This is a genomic window from Sulfidibacter corallicola (genome assembly GCF_017498545.1).
GTDB classification, from domain to species: domain Bacteria; phylum Acidobacteriota; class Holophagae; order Acanthopleuribacterales; family Acanthopleuribacteraceae; genus Sulfidibacter; species Sulfidibacter corallicola.
On record NZ_CP071793.1, the window covers coordinates 2,058,543 to 2,073,921 of the forward strand.

Annotated in this window: 16 protein-coding genes; 12 read left to right on the forward strand and 4 right to left on the reverse strand. The window is 59.0% G+C overall.

The window, feature by feature from the left end; genetic code table 11:
- Positions 1 to 141: 141 nt before the first annotated feature.
- Both J3U87_RS34960 and J3U87_RS06035 read right to left on the reverse strand, forming a co-directional pair.
- The gene (locus J3U87_RS34960; RefSeq protein WP_272932466.1) at positions 142 to 2,055 is read right to left on the reverse strand and encodes a serine protease; all 1,914 of its coding nucleotides are present in this window, start codon (positions 2,053 to 2,055) and stop codon (positions 142 to 144) included.
- A 443-nt stretch (positions 2,056 to 2,498) separates the two neighbouring features.
- Positions 2,499 to 3,275 (reverse strand): hypothetical protein, encoded by a 777-nt coding sequence (locus tag J3U87_RS06035; RefSeq protein WP_237382130.1) that lies wholly within the window; start codon positions 3,273 to 3,275, stop codon positions 2,499 to 2,501.
- 216 nt (positions 3,276 to 3,491) lie between these two features.
- On the opposite strand from J3U87_RS06035, the gene J3U87_RS06040 reads away from it, so the two are divergent.
- Positions 3,492 to 3,857 (forward strand): DUF952 domain-containing protein, encoded by a 366-nt coding sequence (locus tag J3U87_RS06040; protein ID WP_237382131.1) that lies wholly within the window; start codon positions 3,492 to 3,494, stop codon positions 3,855 to 3,857.
- Positions 3,858 to 3,921: 64 nt separating this feature from the next.
- Here J3U87_RS06040 and J3U87_RS06045 read toward each other — a convergent pair whose 3' ends face one another.
- Both J3U87_RS06045 and J3U87_RS06050 read right to left on the reverse strand, forming a co-directional pair.
- A complete protein-coding gene (locus J3U87_RS06045; RefSeq protein ID WP_237382132.1) occupies positions 3,922 to 4,359 on the reverse strand; it encodes a gamma-glutamylcyclotransferase family protein in 438 nt (145 codons plus the stop codon).
- Between the two features lie 28 nt (positions 4,360 to 4,387).
- Complete coding sequence (locus J3U87_RS06050; RefSeq protein ID WP_237382133.1) at positions 4,388 to 5,128, reverse strand: glycosyltransferase; 741 nt, start codon at positions 5,126 to 5,128, stop codon at positions 4,388 to 4,390.
- A gap of 451 nt (positions 5,129 to 5,579) precedes the next feature.
- On the opposite strand from J3U87_RS06050, the gene J3U87_RS06055 reads away from it, so the two are divergent.
- From J3U87_RS06055 to J3U87_RS06105, 11 genes are all read left to right on the forward strand, one after another.
- Positions 5,580 to 6,239: an ankyrin repeat domain-containing protein gene (locus J3U87_RS06055; protein WP_237382134.1), complete on the forward strand. Its 660-nt coding sequence runs from the start codon at positions 5,580 to 5,582 to the stop codon at positions 6,237 to 6,239.
- 338 nt (positions 6,240 to 6,577) lie between these two features.
- Complete coding sequence (locus J3U87_RS06060) at positions 6,578 to 7,597, forward strand: alpha/beta fold hydrolase (protein ID WP_237382135.1); 1,020 nt, start codon at positions 6,578 to 6,580, stop codon at positions 7,595 to 7,597.
- Positions 7,598 to 7,743: 146 nt separating this feature from the next.
- Positions 7,744 to 8,154: a flagellar basal body rod protein FlgB gene (flgB, locus tag J3U87_RS06065; RefSeq protein WP_237382136.1), complete on the forward strand. Its 411-nt coding sequence runs from the start codon at positions 7,744 to 7,746 to the stop codon at positions 8,152 to 8,154.
- Positions 8,155 to 8,236: 82 nt separating this feature from the next.
- A complete protein-coding gene (flgC, locus tag J3U87_RS06070) occupies positions 8,237 to 8,689 on the forward strand; it encodes a flagellar basal body rod protein FlgC (protein WP_237382137.1) in 453 nt (150 codons plus the stop codon).
- Positions 8,690 to 8,766: 77 nt separating this feature from the next.
- Complete coding sequence (gene fliE / locus J3U87_RS06075; protein ID WP_237382138.1) at positions 8,767 to 9,063, forward strand: flagellar hook-basal body complex protein FliE; 297 nt, start codon at positions 8,767 to 8,769, stop codon at positions 9,061 to 9,063.
- A gap of 103 nt (positions 9,064 to 9,166) precedes the next feature.
- Entirely contained in the window at positions 9,167 to 10,879 is a 1,713-nt protein-coding gene (gene fliF, locus J3U87_RS06080; RefSeq protein ID WP_237382139.1) for a flagellar basal-body MS-ring/collar protein FliF, read from the forward strand.
- 223 nt (positions 10,880 to 11,102) lie between these two features.
- Complete coding sequence (gene fliG, locus J3U87_RS06085; RefSeq protein WP_237382140.1) at positions 11,103 to 12,131, forward strand: flagellar motor switch protein FliG; 1,029 nt, start codon at positions 11,103 to 11,105, stop codon at positions 12,129 to 12,131.
- Complete coding sequence (locus tag J3U87_RS06090) at positions 12,121 to 12,900, forward strand: FliH/SctL family protein (protein ID WP_237382141.1); 780 nt, start codon at positions 12,121 to 12,123, stop codon at positions 12,898 to 12,900. Before fliG ends, J3U87_RS06090 begins: the two co-directional genes overlap by 11 nt.
- Positions 12,897 to 14,252, forward strand: a complete 1,356-nt coding sequence (gene fliI, locus J3U87_RS06095) for a flagellar protein export ATPase FliI (protein ID WP_237382142.1) — start codon at positions 12,897 to 12,899, stop codon at positions 14,250 to 14,252. The genes J3U87_RS06090 and fliI overlap by 4 nt, the downstream gene beginning before the upstream one ends.
- A gap of 39 nt (positions 14,253 to 14,291) precedes the next feature.
- On the forward strand, positions 14,292 to 14,729 hold the full coding sequence (locus J3U87_RS06100) for a flagellar export protein FliJ (RefSeq protein ID WP_237382143.1): 438 nt from the start codon (positions 14,292 to 14,294) through the stop codon (positions 14,727 to 14,729).
- Positions 14,730 to 14,749: 20 nt separating this feature from the next.
- On the forward strand, positions 14,750 to 15,328 hold the full coding sequence (locus J3U87_RS06105; protein WP_237382144.1) for a hypothetical protein: 579 nt from the start codon (positions 14,750 to 14,752) through the stop codon (positions 15,326 to 15,328).
- Positions 15,329 to 15,379 lie beyond the last annotated feature (51 nt).

Consider the following 15,379-nt stretch of genomic DNA (forward strand, 5'->3'; position numbering starts at 1 on the left):
CGATCGCTCGGCCGTGTGGTATCGGGCGTCCTCGCTCCGGTGCGGTTACCGCGACCGGATCGCCGGAGCCCGATACCTGTCCATCCCGTCGACCGAACTCGAGGTTCCCGAGATCGGACCGACTTGGGATGGGTCGTTCACTTAGCGGTAGTAGGCATCCAGGCGAACACCGGAGTAGGTCCGGTAGGCGCGAATGCTGATGTACCAGGTGCCGGCCGTCGGATTGCTGACGTCGACGGTTTCGTTGTTGCCGTTCCGGTAGGGACGGTAGTCCCAACTGGAAGTGGTCGGCTGGGCGCCGTAACGGACGTAGACGTCGGCGTCACCGGTGCCACCGGAAAGGTCGATGTCCAGTTCCGTGGCACTTGCGGGTACGTCGAGCGTGTAGTGCCGCCATTGACCCTGGCTACCGGAAAGGTTGGTTTCGGTGAACCCGCCGTCGGTCGGCGTGCCGGTGTCGTAGCTGGCGACCAGCGTCACACCGGAGAAGTTGCTGTAGGCGCGAATGCCCACGTAGTAGCGACCGGTCTGCGGGCTGCTGACCGAGCAGGTTTCGTTGTTGCCGCTCCGGTAGGGACGGCAATCGTAGCTGGAGGTGGTGGGTTGGGAACCGAAGCGGGTGTAGAGATCGGCATCGCCGCTACCGCCGGAAATCTGGAATTCCAGGTTGGAGGCGTCCGCGGGTACGTCGATGAAAAAGAAGAAGAAATCACCGGTGGAACCGCTGAGGCCGCTGACGGGCACGCCGTTGTCCAGCTCGCCGTCGGTGCCGGTGCCGCCGTCGCCACCGTCGCCGCCGTCGCCGCCATCACCGCCGTCGCCGCCGCTGCCATCGGGAATGGTGCCGCCAAAGAAGCTGGACACTTCGGGCCAGATCTTGGCGATCTGAACGCCTTGGTTGGTGCAGCCGCCGAAGTGGTGCAGTGCGATGGCTTTGTGGCTGGAGCGGGCCAGAACCGGAGAACCTGAGGAACCGCCGATGGTGTCGCAGTAGTATCCGGAATCGGTGTTGGTGCCGCGGCCGTTGGCGTTGACCACGTCGATGCGGCAAACGTTGCCCGTGTTCTGGTCACTTTCGATCGCCATTTCCTTGGGGTTGCCGGAGCCGTGCTGAGGAATGTAAATTTCCTCGTTTTGGGTCGGCGTACGTACATCCAGGCCCAGGTTGCCGAACTGCGTGATGCTGGAGAAGTTGTTTACGGAGAACAGGGTGTAGTCCAGCGTGTAGTCCGAGGCATACATGGTGTTGCCGGACACTTTCACGCCGGCGGTGGTGCCGCCGCTGCCACAACCGGTACGACGATAATCGAACCAGACTTCCGTGCTGGCCACGCCGCTGGCCGAGTTGGTGCAGTGCTCGTTGGTGAACAGGTGGTTGCCGTCGCCCACACGCCAGCCGGTGCAGAGGCCGCTGCCGCCGATCAGAAGGCGCGCGACCGCGCGAGAGCGGTCGTATTCGGTCGGATGGCTGGTTTCCCAGCACACGACGTCGTAACGCTCCATGGCACCGCAGGTGGACTCGCCGTGCAGCGGCTCACCGTACAACTCTTCGATGACTTCCTCGGGGAAACCTTCGGAGTACTGGGTGATGTGGATGCCGTAGCCGCGGATGGCCGGCATCGGGACGTGGTGTTTGTTGTAGAGGGTCAGTACGGCCGTGTCGCCGGAAATCGACATCGCGGAAAAGCTGCGCACGCCGTCCTGGCCGAGCTCTTCGTCCACGGTGAAGTCGTTGCCGCCATGGGAGCTATAGATATAGCGTTCGGTACCCTTGGCATTGGCGATTTCGAGGTAGACGCCTTTGGGCAGGAAGAAATAGTCGAAGTGTACCTTGATGAAGGACGCGCCCTCGGCGTAAATGACCTGTCGCTTTTCCTGAGTGCTGGCTTCGAACGGGGTGGTTTCGAAGCTGATGTTCTTGGAAACCAAGTCGGCGACTTCGATGACTTGGGGACGAGGTTGATTTTCCGATTGGGCGAAGCAGAGACCGGTGCTCGTGAAAAGGAAAACGCAAGCGATTAAAAGAACGATTTTTGAGCGAAGCATATTGCTCATTTCTGTAATCTCCTCTCTCGGTAAGAGTGAATTTGGTGTCTAAAAGAGGTCCAAAGATAGTTCCGGCCAGCCCAAAAGGCGGCTGGAAAATGGGCCGATCTATGCGGCCAAAAGACGAGGGACGACCCTTATGGGGCACGACCCATTGGAAGATCCAAATTGGTGTTCAGAAGCAGTGAAGGACTTGAGGGGTATTGTAAAACAAGTGTAAACAAAAGCAATTACCTAAATTTACACAAGTGATTTTCTGTGTGCTTCACTTCACTTTGTGGTTTGCTTACTGCCTGTATATAAATGGGATATGAAAGAAAGCCGGGTGCGAAAAATGTAAAGAATACGTCATGGAGGTGATGGAGATCACGCTTTGGGCCTTTCGGATCAGTCGCTCGGCCTATCCTTTTCGCCCCGGAATTCGAGCCGATCAATCGATCGGTTTTTGCCTCTCAAAAACAGCGAAGCGTGACGTTCGGGCGCAGTTCCAGCGTGCGGTCGGGAAAATGGCGCGACCACCACAGGCGGCGGTACCGTTCCAACGGCGTGCGCCAGACGTCGATTTTGCTGCAAGCCAGGTTGCCCCGTCGCAGGCTGTCCATTTGAAACAGGGGGCCCAGCCATGCGGAAAACGCGGTTTCGCGATGGCGCCATTTGAGATGGAAATGATCGGGGCCGTACCATTCGTTTCGTGTAGGCAGCAACGGTATGCCCGTGTCCGCACAAACCCGAACCACGCGGTCGTGCACGTCTTCCGCGATCGAAAGCGTTCGGGCGCGATCGGCCTTGGAGAACGGAAAGAAGAGGCGCCTGAGCACATTGAATTTCCACGTGGGCATGCGCCTGACATTTTCCAGGGGCAGGTCGGTGACGGCGATGGTGCTGTTCATCGCCTTCAACTCCGAAATCAACGTGCGCAACCATTGCTCGAGTGCGCCGCTGTTCTCGGTCAGGAGAATGTCGTTGCCGATGTCGGTCAGCAAGGCGAAACAGCGGGTCTCCGGTCGTGCGTTCATCAGCGTCCGCGCATGGCGGATCAGGTTGCAGCGAATCAACCCCGGATATCCGTACAGGCCGCAACTGCCGAACACGCCGTAGGAGCGTCCTGGCCCATGCGCGGCCAAGATGGTGGTCGGGATAGTTTCGCTATCACCTTGGGTGGCGAAACCCGTCGCCAGGTCGACGGCGACCGGCAGGGCCAAGGTCAGATTGCTGGCTCCGAAAAACATGACCAGGCGTGGGGCTGGGTCGATGAAACGCTGGATTTCCGAACTCCCTGCGATGGTTTCCGGGGTGCCGAGTTCGGCCCCTACCGCTCCGGACCCCGATCAACACTTGATAGGAAACGGGCTTTTGTGGTTTTCTCAAATAAAACGTCGCCGTCCGAAACCCCCATCATGGTGTGTCGACCACCCTAACCAGGGATTTCTCGAAGGGAGTTTACCGTGATTTACCACCTTTTGACTCCTGAAGATTGGCGTGCTTGCGGAGATCGCACCAGCTATCGGCCCGCATCTCTAGCCAAAGAAGGTTTCATTCACTGTTCCACTCGCGATCAATTGTTGGACACCGCCATGCGGTACTTCGATCACCGGCCGGAACTGTTGGTGTTGGTCATCGAACCCGGTCGCGTCGTTCCCAACATACTTTATGAAGGATCGGCGGAGCGGGGCCAGGCCTTTCCCCACATTTACGGAGCCCTGAATCGCGATGCGATTCTGGCGGTCTACCCGTTGACTCGCGCGGAGCATGGAGGCTTTCAGCTACCCGATGCGATCGGGGTTCGATCGCCGGTCGACGACGAACCTTAGGGTATTCCCGGGTGATGGGTAAGCCTTTTTTCCACAGAGTCGCCGTTCGGGATGGAAAGCCACGTCAAACTCGATTCAGCTCGAAGGTTTCCAGGTCACGCAGGTATTCTTCCAACCACTCGGCGGCGAAACGTTTGGTGGACCAGCGCTCGCGGGTGAGCCTGTTCCGGTAACCGGGCTTGAGCAGGTAGACCCAAGCCGTGCGGGCGTCTTCCACCTTGTCCTGGTCCAAGAACACGCGCACCGGCAGTAAGTTCCGCTTGAATTCCTGGCCTTCGTAGGCGTCCAGGCGCAACAGGGTTGTCGTGTCGATGCCGGTGAGAAACGTACCCGGTTGCGATTCGCCGACCTTGGGAACCAGTGCCGGGTAATGGGTGCCGTTGACTTTGTAGGCCGCGTAGTTGTCGATTCGCGCGGGAAGAGCCGACCAGTGACCCCCCGCAACTCGGTCAAATACCTCGCGAACCATGAGGGTGCCGTATGCAAAGAGATCGTGACTCATCGCTTCCAACCTAAACTTCAAGAGTTCGTCAATGCTGCCTCTGCGTTGTGAATTCACTTGCAAGCGCGCGGTTCACTGGTTTGGAAAGGATCGTGAAACGGAGGGTTTCGTAAAGGTCCTTGAAACTGAATCGGTTTCGGTTTCCCGAAGAAGGACCCACCCCGATCGGCACCTCCCAATAACGGGCGCCGGCCTTGGCGGCCAGGTATTTGAGTTCGATTTGAAAGGCCGATCCCCGCGATTGGATCTGGCCGAAATTGATCCGGGCCAGCACCTCTTTGTGCCATCCGTTGAATCCACCCGACATGTCTAGCACCGGGGTGTTGAGCCGCTGCTTGATCCATCGGGACCACAGACGCGAGAACATGAGGCGCCATTTGGCGCTGCCGGAATCGCCCGAACCCGCCACGAAACGCGAGCCCACGACGCCGGTCGCCGCGCGGGTGGCGGTGATCAGTTGTTGAAGGTCGGCGGGATGGTGTGAAAAATCCGCATTCATCTGAAACAGCCAGGGATAGCCGTGAGCCAAGCCCCAGCGGAAGCCCGCCAGATAGGAGGTGCCGAGACCGAGCCGTTTCTCGTGGAACAGGTGGTGCACGCGCCCGGGAAAGACCTCTTCGAGCTTGAGAATGATTTTACGCGTGTCGTCCGTGGAGCCGTCGTCGATGAACAGGATCTCCGTGGCGTCGTTCACGTGGAGCACCCCGATACCCAGGCTCTCCAAGGTAGCGGCAGCATTGTAAGTGGGAATCATAACCAGGTAGTTCACCGGTCTTCACCTCTCCTCGTATGTTGCGATAGGCCGGTTGGTGATGGGCGTCGGGGTCGACCGACGGGTGGAGTCGAGACATGCGACCGGTGCCGCCTGGACCCTGGGAATTTGGTTCGAAGCGAGCCTTGTGATGGATCGCCGTCTTGAAGAGAGCCGCGGTACACAAAGACGACCGTCGACTGATGTCGATGCTCTCACGGAAATGGGGAGAGCTCATAGTGAGGGGAGGAATATAGTGGTAAATGAAATAAAAAGGATAGAAATGAAGGAAGAAAACGCCATGGACTCTTTCGGAAAGCCTTGACACCAAAGCGTTGTGCGCCGTCCTGCAGCAATGCTCCCACACATGGCGGTCGAGGGGCAGTTGATGTGAGTCACAAAATCTCGATTTTTGCGAATCCTCCTGTAAGATAGCCCTTATGCCCTCGAAAATTCAGGAGGTTTCACGATGTATGCGGACCAACTCATGGACCTGATCCGGCAAGGCGAAGTGGAGGCCGTACGCGACCTGGTGCGTGCCCATCCCGAATCGGCCGAGGCACGCGATGCCAACGGCGTTTCGATGGTTTTGCAGGCGCTCTACCACCGGCAGTCCGAAATCGTCGACCTGCTCGCCGGGGCCCGCACCGAATTCGACCTGTTCGAGGCCGCCGCCCTGGGGCGCGAAGCCGACGTGACCGCACTGCTGGAGCGAACGTCGCTCGATGTCGTGGGTGACCGCGGTTTTGCACCGGATGGTTTCACGCCTCTGCATTTGGCGTGCTTTTTTGGGCACGAAGACGTCGCTCGCTTGCTGATGCGACGCGGTGCCGATGTCAACGCCGTCACGCCCAACCCGCTGAAACTCACACCGCTTCACAGCGCCGCCGCTGCCGGATCCACGGCGCTGGTGTCGGCATTGCTGGAGGCGGGCGCCGATCCGGATGCCCGGCAACAGGCCGGCTACACCGCCTTGATGTCTGCCGCGATGCACGGCAACGCCGAGATGGTCGCGTCCCTTTTGGCCCACAAAGCCAGGACCGATTTGGCGGCCGACGACGGACGCACCGCCGCGGCGATGGCGCGCGATGCCGGCCATGTTTCCATCGCCGAGCGCCTCGAACAGTGACCGTTCCGCGATCTTCGAGTTCCTGAAACCCGGTGCCCGATACCCGCCATCCCGTGGGTGGCTCGGTGTGCACGGCCATTGACCCTCTTCATCGGGGTTGGTTAGAATGGGATTCTATCTAGTGCTCATCTAGAACGAGGTATGGTTGCCACTCCCAAATTGGTTGGGCTAGGTGGGCGCGGTATCAGGTATCAGCGAGATGTTCTTGATCGACTCATGTGCCGATACCCGACACCTGATACCGGTTTGCATTGGAAACCCGGCCGATCCAGAGAAAACCTTTCCAAAAAGACCTGTTCCTGGATGGGCACGATTCAGTTCCTTCATCGGGATGTGCCATGCGCGAGGAATCCGTTCGCCAAGTCGACGACCTTTTCTATCACTCCTACTTCCTGCCTTTCGAAAACGGCCAGGAGCTCCATCTGCAGCGCATCTATTGCAGGACCGACGGACCGGTCGCCTTCATGGTGCACGGCTCCGTGGGCAATGGACGGATTTTTTATTCCCTGAACGGCAAGGGCCTGGCCCCCTTCCTGGCTCGCCAGGGTTACGATACCTTCATCGTCGATTTGCGCGGTCGGGGTCGCGGCAATCCGCCGGTGGATCGCCACGCCCGCTACGGTCAGACCGAGGCCATTTGCGAAGACCTGCCCACCTGCCTCCGGTTCATCGAGTCTCTGCGCGAGAATGCGCCCTGGCATTGGGTGGCCCACTCCTGGGGCGGGATTCTGCTCATGTCCATGCTCGCTCGTTTTCCCCACTGGCGGCCGCGCATCCAGGCCGGCGTGTTCTTCGGCTCGAAGCGAACCATACGCCTCGATTCCTGGAAGAAGCGGTTCGCCCTGGGCTTCGCATGGGGTGTCTATGGGCGGCTGTTGGTGCGATGGCACGGCTATGTCCACGGAAAGCATCTGGGCTTCGGCGACGACGCCGAAACAGCCAAGTTCTTCCGCCAGACCGGCGCCTGGTTGGGCGGTTCGGATTGGATCGACAGCGACGACCGGTTCGACTACGGAAGCGCCGTCCGAGCGATGGAACCGCTGCCGGTTCTTCATTTCACCGGCTTCGACGACCGGGTTCTGGCCGAAGCCGGAGACGTCCGTCGATTCATCCAGGAGTGTGGCGGCGAGGGTTCCGAGCTGCGCATTCTGGGCAAGACGACCGGTGCGCGCAACAACTACGGCCACAACGATATCCTGACCCACCCCGACGCCGTCGAAGATCACTTTCCCGACGTGCTCACCTGGTTTCGCGAACACGATACGCGGCCGACCGCTCGGTCCTCGAGGGTGGAAGAAACTGCCGAAGCGACGGTCGATGGCGCTCGGCAAAGTTTGCCGCATGGTTCGGATCACTGACCGCGGCTCGGAAAATATTGCCGGGTTGGCTTCGAACGCCGGCCGCGGAGATCTGATACGGGCTTCAAGTCACTGAAATCGTGTCGGTTGTATATGGGTTTCGATTGGTATGTCGCTTGCTCCGAGGCCGCGCAAAGGAGTGCGGCATGTTGGACCCATTAGGAAACGAAGCCAAGTTTGGATTTCTCAAGACGGCCATGGACGTGGCCTCTCTTCGCCAGCAACTCTATGCGGGCAACATCGCCAACATCGACACTCCGGGATATCGGTCGAAGGATCTCGATTTCGGACAGATTCTTTCGGATTACGAAGATCAGGTGGAAATGACGCCCAAGACCAAGCCGGATGGGACGCCGTTCCTGCCGTCGGGCCAGAATCTGCAATACGGTGACTATTACATCGAAGAGGAACTGGACAACATCACCCAACGCGTCGACGGCAACAACGTCGATCTGGACAAGGAAATGGCCAAACTGGCCGCCAACTCGGGCCGCTACAAACTGGCCTCTCAGTTCATGACCCGCAAGCTCCGCATCCTCAACGAAGCGATGCGCTGAGCCGCAGGGGGCGAGCGGTCGTGAGACAAGGAACCCCACAACCCGGATCGCAAATGGCGATCCCTTTTGAAGCGAGAGAAACATGTCCTTGTACGGTGCCATAAACATCAACGCTCAGGGCTTGAGCGTACAGCGGAAACGGATGCAGTTGGTGGCGTCCAACATCGCCAACATCAGCACCACGCGCGTTCCCGGAGAGGACGCGCCCTATCGTCGCCGGGAGCTGATCGTGGAAGCGATTCCGCGCAGCGATTTCGAAGCGCACCTTCAGCGCGAAATGGGCGACGAACACGACGAAGAAATCATGGGTGTGCGCGCCACGGCCATCCAACTGGACGACAGTCCCATGCGGATGCAATACGAGCCCGCCCACCCTCATGCCGACGAGAACGGATACGTGGCCTATCCCAATGTCAATCCCGCCGTCGAAATGGTGGATATGGTCGGCATCCAAAGATCCTATGAGGCCAACATCAGCTCGATTCGAGCCAGCCGCTCCATGATCGATCAAACCATCGAAATGCTGCGGACGTGATGGACGTGCGTCGGCCGGCGGCCCACGGAGGCGGCTTCGTTCGGCCCGGTGCACCGGATTCTGCTTGAGAGGTTCCCATGAACATTGAAACCGTGCTTTCCAATCCCGAGTTGATCAAGGCGGCCAAACCCGAACCCGAGAAGGGCGGTGCCGGTTCCGATTTCTCCAATGTGCTCAAGAACGCGATCAGCGAGGTCAACCAGCTCCAGAATTCGGCCGACGACCAGATCTCGGCACTGATGAAGGGTGAGTCGAAGGATCTGCACGGCACCGTATTGGCGGTTCAACGCGCCGACACCTCGTTTCGCATGATGATGGCCGTTCGCAACAAGATTGTCGAAGCTTACAAGGAAATATCGAAAAGCGCGCTTTGAGCATGGGGCAGGAGCGTCGCCCTGACGGGATGGACGCTCGGGATGCGCCGATCGGCGTCCTCGGACGTTCGCGTGTGTCACACCAGGGAGGGAGAACACCGTCATGGCCGATGAGAAAAAAAACACCGAAAATTTCGAGGGCGGTATCAATCCGCGCAATCTGTTGGGTCAGCTCAATGCCGGTCAGATGGTGGCGATCGGCGTCATCGTAGCGGCCAGCCTGGTCTTCATTTTCAGCATCTTCCACTACGCCACCCAGGAAGAGAAACAACCGCTGTTCAACCAGGCGCTGGATGCCAAGACCCAGGTTCTCGTGGAAGAGGAACTGCGCACGCGGCAGGTGGATTTCGAGATCTCCAAGACCGGTCGCATTCTGGTTCCCGAGAGTCGTGCCCAGGAATTGCGCACCCAGTTCGAAGCGTTGGACATCGCGCCGGACTCTCGCGACGGTTGGAAGATCTTGGACGATACCAACCCGCTCAAAGCCGGCGATTCGATGATGAAGCTGCAGAAGATGAGAGCCCTGGCGGCCAACATCGAAACCATGCTCATGCAGAATCCCAAGATCTCGAAGGCCAAGGTGCAGATCACGCCCGGCAAGGATTCCCCCTTCGCCGACGAGAGCAAGCCGGCGAAGGCCGGCGTGCTGCTGGTGTTGAAGCGCAACACCAACCTGGCCAAAGAACAGGTTCGCGGCATGCAGCAACAGATCGCCGCCGCCATCGAAGGGGCCTCCTGGCGCGACGTCACCATCACCGACCAGTACGCCAACCTCTTGACTCAGCCCGCCACCGAAGACGACAACCTCGGCATTTCCCAGACCAATCTCGACATTCGCGCCAAGATGGAATACGACCTGGAAGGCAAGATTCACGAAATCGTCGAGAGCTTCCTGGGACCCGGCAAGGTGGTCGCCAAGGTTTCGCTCGACGTCAACTTCGATCAGGTCGAATCGGTGGAAACCACCTACGGCGGACCGGACGCCGAGGGCGAACCGCAGCGTTATGCCGAGCAGACCAAGAACGAGCGCATCAACCGCGATGCGGGTCTGCAGGGCAACGTGGGCGCCGGTGCCAATACGGCTCAGGGCGGCCTGCCCCAGACCGACGGTACCGCCGGCGGTTCCACCATCCAGCGCGATCATGCGACCAACCAGTACTTCATCGATACCAAGAAAACCAACACGCGCTTGGAACCCTTCACCATCGAGAAAATGTCCATCGCGCTGCAGCTCGACTACAAGGAAATCGAAGAAGAGACGCGCCAGCCGGGTTTGATCGACAAGCTCACCAAAACCGAGCCGGACTGGATCGAAACCAAGCTCGAAGCCCTTTCCCAAGACGAAATCAACCGCGTCCGCGACCTGGTCATCGGCGCTACCGGTTTCGTCAATACGCGCGATTACCTCAGCATTCAGAACTTCCCCTTCAAGCCCATCGTCAGCAAACGCGCCCAGGCCGCCATGAACACCGGCCTGCTCCTCGACTACGTCAGCAAGTGGACGCCCTTCGTGCTGCAGTTCATCGTGTTCGTGTTGTTCGTCATGCTCGGTATCTCGCTGTTCCGGCGCTTCGTCGCGCCCATCCTGCAACAGGCCCAGCTCGAAGAGCCGGCCATCGCCGCGGCTTTGCCCAGCGGACCGCCCAAGACCGTCGCCGAACTGGAATCGGAATTGGAGCAGGAAATCGAGTCCGCGATTCCCAACGCCCAACTCTCCAAAACCGAAATCATGAAGAAGCGCCTGGTCGAAATGACCCAGCAGGATCCCGAAGCGGTGGCTGGTTTGGTCCGGACCTGGCTTTTGGAAGACGACTGATCTGCGGGGGGCGGCTGAAGCCGCCCCTCTTTTTGCTCCGTTTCCAATGATTTGCGCCGAATTTAACGAAAAACCGGTTAAAATATCGGGTGACGAATCAAAAGGAACAGGCTCCTTTTCAAACGGATCAATGGTCAGTCGCCGATCGGTTCGGCGGCATATCCGCCGCACGGGGTCGTGACGGCGCAAGGGATGCCCCGACGGGCTCCCCGGGGTTGGTGCCATGAGCGTTGTTGTCAGCAATATCAAGGATCTCAAAGGCGTGCAGAAAGCGGCGATCCTCATGATCGCGATGGGCGACGATATCGCGGCCGAGATCTTCAAATGTTTGGAAGAAGACGAGATCCAGGAAGTGTCTCGCGAAATCGCGATGCTCAAGCACATCCAGCCCGAAATTGCCGACCAGGTCATCGAGGAATTCCACCTCATGGCCATGGCCAAGAAATACATCACCCAGGGCGGTATCGAGTTCGCCAAGAAGCTGCTCATCAAATCGGTGGGTCCGGACATGGCCCGCAAGATCGTGGATCGCCTGGCCCGCGCCCTGGAAGCCTCCGCGGGTTTCACCTCGCTCGAACGCGCCAACCCGCAACAGTTGGCCAAATTCATTCAGAACGAACACCCCCAGACCGTGGCGCTCATCATGGCGCATCTCGACGCCAGTCACGGTGCGGACGTGTTGGCAGCCCTACCGGAAAGCCTGCGGGCCGAGGTCGCCATGCGCATGGCCTCCCTGGAAGAGATTTCGCCCCAGGTCATCCGCCGCATTTCGCTCATCTTGGAGCAGAAACTGGAGGCCATCGGGGGGTTCAACGTGGAAGAGTACGGTGGCGTACGCGCGGTGGCCGAGATGTTCAACCGCATGGAACGCAACGTGGGTCGGCAGGTCTTGGAGAAGATCGAAAGCATCAACCCGGATCTTGCGGCTTCCATTCGCGATTTGATGTTCGTGTTCGACGACATCCTGCTCATCGACGACCAGGGCATCTCCGAGATCCTCAAGCGCGTCGATCGCAAGGTCCTCAGCTACGCGCTCAAGGGAACGTCCGAAGAGTTGCAGGCCCAGATCTTCCGCAACATGTCCAGCCGTGCCGTGGAGATGTTGAAAGAGGAAATGGAGTACCTGGGCGCGGTCAAACTCAAGGAAGTGGAAAAGGCCCAGCACCAGATCGTCGAAGTGGTTCGCCAGCTCGAGGAAGAGGGCATCATCACCATCGGCGGCACGGGCGGAGGCGACGAGTATGTCACGTAGGATCATCAAGAACCGCCAATCGGTCAGCACCGATTCGTATCAGTTCGATGCCCTGCACCATCAGGCCGAAGAGGGCGATCCCTACCTTCAGGCCCAGGCCAGCCTCGAGGCCGAGGCCGAGCTGGATGCCTTTCAGGACACCGGTTTTCCCCAGGGGACGCCGATGTCCGTCGGCCCCAAGAACGTCGACGTGGAGGCGCTCATCGCCCGGGCCCAAGAAGACGCCGACGCCATGATTCGGGCGGCTCAGGAACAAGCCAGCCACATCGAGCGCGAGGCCTACGAGAAGGGGCTGGAAGAGGGTCGCAAAACCGGCGAAATCATGGCCGATCAGCAATTGCAGCAGATGCTCAATCACTATCACTTCAGCCTGAACCAGTTGGATCGGGCGCGCGACCTGCTGCTGGACCAAATTCAACTGGATTTTCTCGACCTGGTGCTGCATGCGGCTCAAAAAGTCGTCAAGCAGGAACTCAAGTCCAATCCTCAGGCGATTCTGCCCATGATCAAGGATGCGCTCCAGCGGCTCAAGCAGCGCCGCAACATCACCATCTACCTGCATCCCGTCGACCATACCTTCATCAACACCGTCTCCGAGAACGAGCGTCAGAACTGGTTGGGCACCCAGGTTCATCTGGAAGCCGATCCGCAATTGACGCGCGGTGGTTTTCGGATCGAAACCGCTGCCGGTGAGCTGGACGCCCGTATCGAGACCCAGTTCATGCAGCTCCAACAGCACATTTCCCAGCACTTTGAGCGCCCCACATGATCGACATCGCCGCCATCAAGAAAATGATCGACACCAGTCCGTCCTACAAATTGGTGGGTCGGGTGTCGCGCGTTTCGGGCCTGGTGGTGGAGAGTCAGGGACCCAGCACTCGGGTGGGCGAACTGTGCCAGATCGTGGCCCACGAGGGCGAGCGTGGTTATCCCGCCGAGGTCATCGGTTTTCAGGAGAACAAGGTGCTGCTCATGCCGTTGGGAACCACGACCGGCATCAAATTGGGCGACATGGTCGAGGCCTCGGGCGAGCTGCCCTCGATCGGTATGTCCCCCGACCTGTTGGGTCGGGTGCTCGACGGCCAGGGTGAACCCATCGACGGCAAACCGCCCATCAAAGCCGATGTTTTCTATCCCATCCAGGGTGAACCCATCAATCCCATGGAGCGCCGCCCCATTCGCGACATTTTTTCCACCGGGATACGCGCGATCGACGGCATGCTCACGTGCGGCAAGGGTCAACGGATGGGGATATTCGCCGGCTCCGGCGTGGGCAAATCCACCCTGCTCGGCATGATTGCGCGCCGATCTTCGGCCGACGTCAACGTCATTTCCCTCGTGGGTGAACGGGGTCGCGAATTGAGTTCGTTCCTCGAACAGGACCTGGGCGAGGAGGGTCTGCAGCGGTCGGTGGTGGTCATCTCCACATCCGATAACCCGCCGCTCATTCGCATGCGCGCCGCACTTTCGGCCACCGCCATCGCCGAATATTTCAAGGACCAGGGCAAAGATGTCCTGCTGATGATGGATTCCGTGACCCGTTTCGCCATGGCCCAGCGCGAAGTGGGCCTGAGTGCCGGTGAACCACCTTCTTCCAAGGGGTACACGCCATCGGTGTTCGCCCTCTTGCCCCAGCTCCTGGAACGTGCCGGAAACTTCGGAACGGGCTCCATTTCGGCCATTTACACGGTCTTGGTCGAGGGCGACGACATGAACGAGCCCATCGCCGACGCCGTGCGTGGCATTCTCGACGGCCACATCGTGCTCAGCCGCAAGCTGGCCGCCAAGAACCACTATCCGGCCATCGACGTGCTGGCGTCGCTTTCCCGTCTCATGAACAGCCTGGTCCATAAGGAGCAAACCCAACTGGCCGGCAAAATTCGCGACCTCATGGCGACCTACGTGGATGCCGAGGATTTGATCAATATCGGCGCCTATGCCAGCGGATCCAACCCGGCCATCGATCAGGCCATCGCCTTCCACGAACAGATCGGCCACTTTCTCAAGCAATCCACCGACGAAGCCGTGGATCATCACCACGCCCTCGACCAGATGGCCAAGATCTTCGGTCTCGACATCAACAATTTCGTGAAGCCCGAGAGCGCCCCCGCTCCGCGGTGACGGCAGCGATGAACGCATTGTGAAACGGAAGTCCCCACCATGAAGAAATTCGATTTTCGGCTGGAAAGCGTGCTCAAGGTTCGCGGCCTTCACAAAAAGATGGCCGAACGCGAGGTCGCGATCGCCCGCGCCAAGGTCAACAAGAACCAACAGGAGTTGGAGCAGACCAAGGAAGAGTTCGATCGCTCGTTTCACTTTTTGGCCGGTCAGGACGCCAATCTTCATTTTTGGCACCAGCTCACCAGTAACTATCAGGCGAACTTGAAGAAACGCGAGGCCGAACTCATCGAGCGCCGCGAGGAACTGAAGGAAAAGTTGGAAGTCGAGAAGAAGAACCTCTCGCGGCGCATGAAGGAAGAGAAAGCGATCGAGAAGCTCAAGGATTATCAACAGCAGGTGCATCAGGAAGAAGTGGAACGTACCTTCCAAAAAGAAATCGAGGAAATCGATTTGCTCAAACGGGGGAACAAAGGGTGAACGTCACGTGTCGGTGGTTGATGATTTTTGGCGGAGCGCTTCTGTTTTGGAGCGGCGGTGGTGTTTGGTCCCAGGAGGATCCGCCAGCCGAACCCGACAAGCCGGCGGCCTCCGAAGGCACCGAGGATGCCGCCGAAGAGCTGCTGACCGAACAGCAAAAGGCGACCAAGGAAGTTTCCCTGCGCAGTTTGCGCGAGGCCGAACAGGCCATCAACCAAGAACGCGAAGTGGTGAGCAAGCAGAAGCGGCGCATCGAAATGTTGTTGGAAGAGTTGAAGAACCAGGATGAAGCCATCAGCACCAAGGAAGAATCGATGCAGGAGCTGGTCAACCAGTACCAGCAGAATCAGGGCGAGTTCGCGATCCCCATCCAATTGGTTCAGCACTACGAATCGCGCCGTCCCAAGGTGGCCGCTCCGGATTTCATCAAGCTCTTCAATCAGGAGCCGCGGGTGGCGGTGGCACTGGTCAAACGCATGAAGAAAAAGAAGTCGGCCAAGCTGATCGATGAAGTCGCCGAACTCGGCGAATCTGGCAAACGAATTGCTGCTACGATTCACGCCGCCATTGGTACCGGCAAACTTGAAGAAACCAATTGATCACAGGTGATTGAGCGCAGACGCCACCTTCCGGTGGACCTCGCGTGATCG

Excerpts from the sequence above, each read along its gene's own strand:
- J3U87_RS34960 (WP_272932466.1), bottom strand. The coding sequence starts at position 2,055 with ATGAGCAATATGCTTCGCTCAAAAATCGTTCTTTTAATCGCTTGCGTT.
- J3U87_RS06035 (WP_237382130.1), bottom strand. The coding sequence starts at position 3,275 with ATGTTTTTCGGAGCCAGCAATCTGACCTTGGCCCTGCCGGTCGCCGTC.
- J3U87_RS06045 (WP_237382132.1), bottom strand. The coding sequence starts at position 4,359 with ATGAGTCACGATCTCTTTGCATACGGCACCCTCATGGTTCGCGAGGTA.
- J3U87_RS06055 (WP_237382134.1), top strand. The coding sequence starts at position 5,580 with ATGTATGCGGACCAACTCATGGACCTGATCCGGCAAGGCGAAGTGGAG.
- J3U87_RS06060 (WP_237382135.1), top strand. The coding sequence starts at position 6,578 with ATGCGCGAGGAATCCGTTCGCCAAGTCGACGACCTTTTCTATCACTCC.
- flgB (WP_237382136.1), top strand. The coding sequence starts at position 7,744 with ATGTTGGACCCATTAGGAAACGAAGCCAAGTTTGGATTTCTCAAGACG.
- flgC (WP_237382137.1), top strand. The coding sequence starts at position 8,237 with ATGTCCTTGTACGGTGCCATAAACATCAACGCTCAGGGCTTGAGCGTA.
- fliE (WP_237382138.1), top strand. The coding sequence starts at position 8,767 with ATGAACATTGAAACCGTGCTTTCCAATCCCGAGTTGATCAAGGCGGCC.
- fliF (WP_237382139.1), top strand. The coding sequence starts at position 9,167 with ATGGCCGATGAGAAAAAAAACACCGAAAATTTCGAGGGCGGTATCAAT.
- fliG (WP_237382140.1), top strand. The coding sequence starts at position 11,103 with ATGAGCGTTGTTGTCAGCAATATCAAGGATCTCAAAGGCGTGCAGAAA.
- J3U87_RS06090 (WP_237382141.1), top strand. The coding sequence starts at position 12,121 with ATGTCACGTAGGATCATCAAGAACCGCCAATCGGTCAGCACCGATTCG.
- fliI (WP_237382142.1), top strand. The coding sequence starts at position 12,897 with ATGATCGACATCGCCGCCATCAAGAAAATGATCGACACCAGTCCGTCC.
- J3U87_RS06100 (WP_237382143.1), top strand. The coding sequence starts at position 14,292 with ATGAAGAAATTCGATTTTCGGCTGGAAAGCGTGCTCAAGGTTCGCGGC.
- J3U87_RS06105 (WP_237382144.1), top strand. The coding sequence starts at position 14,750 with ATGATTTTTGGCGGAGCGCTTCTGTTTTGGAGCGGCGGTGGTGTTTGG.